Source organism: Aquabacterium sp. (genome assembly GCF_041915145.1).
Lineage (GTDB): Bacteria > Pseudomonadota > Gammaproteobacteria > Burkholderiales > Burkholderiaceae_C > Aquabacterium.
The window spans coordinates 23,795-29,940 of the sequence record NZ_JAYSBZ010000039.1 but is presented as its reverse complement, the minus strand read 5'-3'; the positions used below and the strand labels follow the sequence as shown (position 1 = coordinate 29,940).

General features: G+C 66.6%; 7 protein-coding genes. 2 read left to right on the top strand and 5 right to left on the bottom strand.

Annotated elements, in window-relative coordinates; genetic code table 11:
- Positions 1–112 precede the first annotated feature (112 nt).
- From aroC to ACE3SS_RS09080, 3 genes are all read right to left on the bottom strand, one after another.
- Entirely contained in the window at positions 113–1,213 is a 1,101-nt protein-coding gene (gene aroC / locus ACE3SS_RS09090; protein WP_374593106.1) for a chorismate synthase, read from the bottom strand.
- 105 nt (positions 1,214–1,318) lie between these two features.
- Positions 1,319–1,783 carry a CBS domain-containing protein gene (locus ACE3SS_RS09085; protein ID WP_374593104.1) on the bottom strand — a complete coding sequence of 155 codons (465 nt, stop codon included), beginning with the start codon at positions 1,781–1,783 and terminating at the stop codon, positions 1,319–1,321.
- A 181-nt stretch (positions 1,784–1,964) separates the two neighbouring features.
- On the bottom strand, positions 1,965–3,212 hold the full coding sequence (locus ACE3SS_RS09080; RefSeq protein WP_374593102.1) for a YihY family inner membrane protein: 1,248 nt from the start codon (positions 3,210–3,212) through the stop codon (positions 1,965–1,967).
- A gap of 19 nt (positions 3,213–3,231) precedes the next feature.
- Between ACE3SS_RS09080 and ACE3SS_RS09075 the strand changes: the two genes are divergently transcribed.
- Together ACE3SS_RS09075 and ACE3SS_RS09070 are read left to right on the top strand one after the other, a co-directional pair.
- On the top strand, positions 3,232–3,612 hold the full coding sequence (locus ACE3SS_RS09075; protein ID WP_374593100.1) for a DUF2069 domain-containing protein: 381 nt from the start codon (positions 3,232–3,234) through the stop codon (positions 3,610–3,612).
- A complete protein-coding gene (locus tag ACE3SS_RS09070; protein ID WP_374593098.1) occupies positions 3,609–5,042 on the top strand; it encodes an FAD-binding oxidoreductase in 1,434 nt (477 codons plus the stop codon). Before ACE3SS_RS09075 ends, ACE3SS_RS09070 begins: the two co-directional genes overlap by 4 nt.
- 21 nt (positions 5,043–5,063) lie before the next feature.
- Here ACE3SS_RS09070 and ACE3SS_RS09065 read toward each other — a convergent pair whose 3' ends face one another.
- Together ACE3SS_RS09065 and ACE3SS_RS09060 are read right to left on the bottom strand one after the other, a co-directional pair.
- On the bottom strand, positions 5,064–5,504 hold the full coding sequence (locus ACE3SS_RS09065; protein ID WP_374593096.1) for a DUF1178 family protein: 441 nt from the start codon (positions 5,502–5,504) through the stop codon (positions 5,064–5,066).
- Positions 5,501–6,136, bottom strand: coding sequence for an NUDIX domain-containing protein (locus ACE3SS_RS09060; RefSeq protein ID WP_374593094.1), 636 nt, complete (start codon positions 6,134–6,136; stop codon positions 5,501–5,503). Before ACE3SS_RS09060 ends, ACE3SS_RS09065 begins: the two co-directional genes overlap by 4 nt.
- Positions 6,137–6,146 lie beyond the last annotated feature (10 nt).

Genomic DNA, 6,146 nt, shown 5'->3' with positions numbered 1-6,146 from the left:
GTCATCAAACGACGGGCCTATGGCTACCGCGACGAGGAGTACTTCTTTCTCAAGATCCGCGCAGCCTTCCCCGGAAATCCTCGATGAACCTTTTTTTCTGCGGCGCGAAGAATCAATCGCGCTGCGCCGCGATACGGGGGGTATCGACCCGCACATCACCGCACTGCGCCCGCTGCAGCAAGGCGTGATCGATCAGCACCAGCGCCAGCATCGCCTCGGCGATCGGCGTGGCCCGGATGCCCACACACGGGTCGTGGCGCCCCACGGTCTGCACGACCGACGGCTGGCCGCTCAAGTCGATCGAGTCCTTGGGGCTGTGGATCGAACTGGTGGGCTTGATGGCGATCGACACGCGCAGGTCCTGCCCCGTGCTGATGCCGCCGAGCACGCCGCCCGCGTTGTTCGACTTGAAGCCGCCGGGGGTCAGTTCGTCGCCGTGCTCGGTGCCCTTTTGCGCCACGCTGGCAAAGCCCGCGCCGATCTCGACGCCCTTCACGGCATTGATGCCCATCATCGCGTAGGCGATGTCGGCATCCAGCTTGTCGAACAGCGGCGCGCCCAGGCCGATGGGCACGCCGGTGGCCTCGACACAAATACGCGCCCCGCACGAATCGCCGGCCTTGCGCAGCGCGTCCATATAGTCCTCGAGCTGCTGGATGCTCGACGCATTGGCGGCAAAGAAGGGGTTGTGGGGCACGTGATCCCAGCTCTCGAACGGGATCTCGATCTCGCCGAGCTGCGTCATGCAGCCACGAAACGCGGTGCCGTATTGCTGCTTGAGCCACTTCTTGGCCACGGCGCCGGCCGCCACCATCGGGGCCGTCAGGCGCGCCGACGAGCGGCCACCACCGCGCGGATCGCGGATGCCGTACTTGTGCCAGTAGGTGTAGTCGGCATGACCGGGGCGAAAGGTCTGCAGGATGTTGCCGTAGTCCTTGCTGCGCTGGTCGGTGTTCTTGATGAGCAGACAGATCGGCGTGCCGGTGGTCTTGCCCTCAAAGACGCCGGACAGGATCTCGACGGCATCAGGCTCGTTGCGCTGCGTCACGTGGCGCGAGGTGCCGGGGCGACGGCGGTCAAGATCGGGTTGGATGTCATCGACGCTCAGCTCCAGCCCGGGCGGGCAGCCGTCGATCACGCAGCCGATGGCCGGGCCGTGCGACTCGCCGAAATTGGTGACGGAAAAGAGCTGTCCAAACGTGCTGCCGGCCATGGTGGGGATTCTCGCGGTGCCAATAAAAAACGGGCGGTATGCGCCCGCCCGCTATTTTGACAGGCCGCGCAGCCGCTGGCCTGACTGTGAGATGCCCGCGCCGCCTCAGGCGGCTTCGGGGCGCTGCTCGCCCTCTTCAACCGGCCAGTCGCGGATGTAGGCCTTGAGCATGCGGTTCTCGAAATCTTGCGCGTCCACCACCGCCTTGGCCACGTCGTAGAACGACATCACGCCCATCAGCATGCGGCCGTTGAGCACGGGCATGTAGCGGGCATGGCGGTTGAGCATCATGCGGCGCACTTCGTCCATCTCGGTTTCGAGCGTGCAGGTGAGCGGGTGATCGTCCATGGCCGAGCGCACCAGCGTGCCGCCCCAGGTGCCCCCGTTCTTGACTACGGCCCGCATCACCTCGCGGAAGGTCAACATGCCCACCAGATCACCGTGGCTCATCACGACCAGCGAGCCGATGTCGTGCTCGGCCATGGTGGTGACCGCTGCCGACAGCGGCTGGTCGGGCGAAACGGTGTACAGCACGCTGCCTTTGACTCGAAGAATGTCACTGACTTTCATGCGTGTCTCCTCACGAGGTGAACGGGGGTTGATGGCTCAATATAGTCCCACTCGCCTGGTGGCGGAAGCCCCGGGGCGACCCGAATGCGGGCGTGTCCGGCCCGCGTGCCGCCAACGGCGTCACACCGGTTGCGAATACTTTCGTGCAGCGCAGCATGGGCCGCGGTCGTCAAATTGACCGTCAATCGGCCAATACGTCGGCGAGCTTCAGGCCGTCGAGTCCGGCACGGTGCCACAGACCATTGACCACCGGCGCAGGACGCAGCAGCAGGCGCGCGATCAGCGGCGCCGCCGGCGTCTCGGCCGGGTCCACCAGCAGCACGTAGCGGGCCGCTCCATCTTCGTCGAGACGCCCGACGAGATCGAGCTCGACCAAGGCTTCGAGCACGGGTTCGATCTGCAAGGGGTCGATGCGCAGGGTGTGCGACAACTGGTCCAGGCTGCAGCCGCGCGACTCGGTGGTCCGCGCCTTGACCAGCTCGCGCAGCAAGATCGCACCCAGCTGAAAGGCTCCGCCGGGCGTGTCGGGGCGCCGCACCACCCGCATCTGGATGCTCGGCGCGTAGGCGGCAATCACGGCGCCCATCAGCACGATCACCCAGCTCAGGTACAGCCAGATCAGGAAGATCGGCACCACCGAGAACGCGCCGTAGATGGTCGAGTAAACAGGCACCTTGCCCAGATACAGCGTCAGGCCGCGCTTGGCCAGCTCGAAGCCGATCGCCACGAACAAACCGCCCGCCGACGCATGCCCCCACGTCACATAAGTGTTGGGCACCACGCGATACAAGCCCGTCATGGCCAGCGCCAGCAAGGCGAACTCGGCCAGGTCGAGCACGACGTGCCACCAGTCTGGCAGCGCCCCGACCCACCCTTTCGATGCCGAGATCGCATACGACGACACCGAGAGGCTGAAGCCAAGCAGCAAGGGCCCCAGCGTGGCGGCGGCCCAATAGACCAGCACGCGCTGCGCAAGGGGCCGGGGCGCGCGCACCCGCCAGATGTCGTTGAGCGTGCGGTCGATGGTGAGCATCAGCATCAGGGCCGACACCACCAGCGCCACCAGGCTGACGGTGCCGAGGCGGCTGGCCTTGTCCGAGAACTGCGTGAGCGCCATCAGCACCGGCTTGGCGATGCTGTCGGGCACCAGGCCCTGCACGAAGTAGCGTTCGAGCTGCGTGCGAAACCGCCCGAACATCGGGAAGGCCGTGAACGCCGCCAGCATCACCGTGAGCATGGGCACCAGCGCGATGGTGGTGGTGAAGGTGAGGCTGCTGGCGGTCATGGCCAAGTGGTCTTCGCGAAAACGCTGGCGCAACGTGTGCGCGGTGTCGCGCCACGGCCAGGTGCGCAGGGTGTGAGCCAGCTGGCTGGTGTGCTCGCGCCACCGTTGCGCGGCGCGGCTGGCGGATGCAGCGTCGAAACTCATGGTGGCTATGATGCCAGCCATGTCAATGCATGAAGAATCTCGACTGCGCGCGCTCAACGTGGCCCGCTTCGTGGCGGTGAGCTGCGTGATCGGTCTGATCGCGCTGGGCCTGGCCTGGGAGCTCTGGCTCGCCCGGCTACCCGGCGGCAGCGGCTCGCTGGCGCTCAAGGTGCTGCCGCTGACGCTGGCGGTGGCCGGTCTGCTCAAGCACCGGCTCTACACCTATCGCTGGACCTCGCTGCTGGTCTGGCTCTACGTGACCGAAGGCCTGCTGCGCATCAGCAGCGAAACCGGCCGCGTCGTCACGCTGTCGGCCATCGAGCTCGGGCTCAGCCTCACGCTGTTTGCCGCCTGCGGTTATTACGTCCGACTGCGTCTGACCGGAGCGCCTCGCGCATGACCGCCGACCACGTGCTGCCTGCCCTGCGCGCCGTCGTGGGCGAGCCGCACGTGCTGTCGGGCACCGACCTCAGCGCCTACGAGATCGACTGGCGCAAGCGCTATCGCGGCCGCGCGCTCGCCGTGGTGCGCCCCGACTCGACCGAGCAGGTGGCCGCGGTGGTTCGCCTGTGCGCCCAACACGGCATCAGCATCGTGCCGCAAGGCGGCAATACCAGCACGGTGGGCGGCGCGGTGCCCGATGACAGCGGCAGCCAGGTGGTGCTCAGCTTGCAGCGCCTGCAACGCCTGCGCGGCCTCGACGCCGCCAACCTCACGCTCATCGTGGAGGCCGGCTGCACGCTGCAAGCGGTGCAGCAAGCCGCGCAAGACGCCGGGTTGCTGTTTCCGCTCAGCCTCGCCAGCGAAGGCAGCTGCACGATCGGCGGCAACCTCGCCACCAACGCGGGCGGCACGCAAGTCCTGCGCTATGGCAACGCCCGTGAGTTGTGCCTCGGCTTGGAGGTGGTGACGGCGCAAGGCGAGGTCTGGAACGGACTCAGCGGCCTGCGCAAGGACAACACCGGCTACAACCTGCGTGGCCTGCTGATCGGCAGCGAGGGCACGCTCGGCATCATCACCGCCGCCACGCTGCGGCTGTTCCCGCAACCCACGACCGTGGTGACGGCCTGGGTGTCCTGCGTCGATCTGCCCGCGTGCGTCGAGGTCTTGCAACGGCTGCAAAGCGCCTTCGGCCCCGAGCTCACCGCCTTCGAGGTGATGAACCGGGCGTCGCTGAATCTGGTGCGCCATCACCTGCCCCAAGTCGCGCAGGCGGCCGGGCTGTCGCAAGCGCCGTCCGCACCTTGGGCCATCCTCGTCGAACTCACGTCAGGCTATGCCGAGTCGGTCGTCCACGAGCAAGCCGAGCGGACATTGCATGCGCTGCTGGCGGGACAGGTGGCGCAAGACGTGGTGGTGGCCCAGTCGCACACGCAGTCCCACGCCCTGTGGCATGTGCGCCAGGCGATTCCGCTCGCCCAGGCCGCCGCCGGGCTCAACGTCAAGCACGATATCTCGCTGCCGGTGTCGGCCATCCCCGGCTTCGTGGCCCACGTTGACGCCCAGATCACGCAACGCTGGCCGCAAGCCGAACTCATCACCTTCGGGCATCTGGGCGACGGCAACCTGCACTACAACGTGCAGGCCGGCGGCGGTGATGCCGCCGCGTTCTTGCGCGACCACGAAAGCGCGCTCAACGAGCTGGTGTTCGATGCCGTGGTGGCACGCAGCGGTTCGATCGCGGCCGAACACGGCATTGGGCAATTGCGGCTGGGTGAGCTGTCGCGCCGCAAGGACGCCACCGCGCTGGCCTTGATGCAGCACATCAAGCGAGCGCTCGACCCGCACAACCTGCTCAACCCGGGCCGCTTGATCAGCCCAGGCCATTGATCGGCGCCAAGCGCCCGATCGTTATTGCAAGGTGCCTTTGGGCGGCGTCGGCAAGGGCAGCGGAAAGACGTCGATCTCTTCGTCCCGCAACGCCTGCATATCGTCCAGCGAGGCCTGGCCCCGGATGTTGCGTGCTTCGGCTTCGCCGTAGTGCATGCGCCGCGCCTCAGCAGCGAACTGCTCCCCGACGTCTTCGGTGTTTTTCAAGACATGCTCGACAGCTTGCTGCCACATGGCTCGCACGCGTTGCTCGATCGACAGCTCCTGCGCCTCGGGCGCACGGTCGGGCTGGGTCGCCCCAAGATTCAGGCGCGGCGCACTGGGCAGACGCGTCACCTGCAACTCGCCACACATCGGGCAACTAAGCAGGCCCCGCTCGCGTTGATCGTCAAACGCCGCCAGCGATTCAAACCAGCCCTCGAAGCCGTGGCCTCGCTGGCACTGCAGATTCAAGACCTTCATGGCTGCGCAACATCCTGCCACGTCAACGGCCAGCGACCGGCCCGCCATTGGGCCAGCCACAACATCCCGACCAGCGTTTTGGCGTCGGTGAGCAGGCCGTCGCGCGCCCAGGCATCCAACTCATCGGACGAGGCGGCAAACACATCGAGAAACTCACCATCGTCGAGCTTGCGTTCACCAGCGACCAGGCCCGTGGCAAACCAGATCTCGATCACCTCGTTGGCGTAGCCGATCACCGGGTGCATCACGCCGGCACGCGCCCACCGCTTGGCGGTGTAGCCGGTTTCCTCGCGCAACTCGCGCATGCCGCAAACGAGTCCGCCCTCGTGGGCGTCGAACTTGCCCGCCGGAAATTCGATGAACGACTGCCCCACCGGGTAGCGAAACTGCCGCTCCATGATCAAGCGGCCATCGTCCAGAATCGGCACGATCATCACCGCGCCCGGATGCCGCACATATTCACGCGGAGCCTGCTCGCCATCCGGCAAGCGCACCACGTCGCGGCGCACATCCAGAAAGTGCCCGCGATAGGCCTGCTCGCTCTGGATGCACTGCTCGCGCAAGTGCTCATCCCGAGTCAGATCAAGCGCAGCGGCATCAACGAGATCGGCACGAGGGGTGGAGGCAGTCATGGCTGGCCAA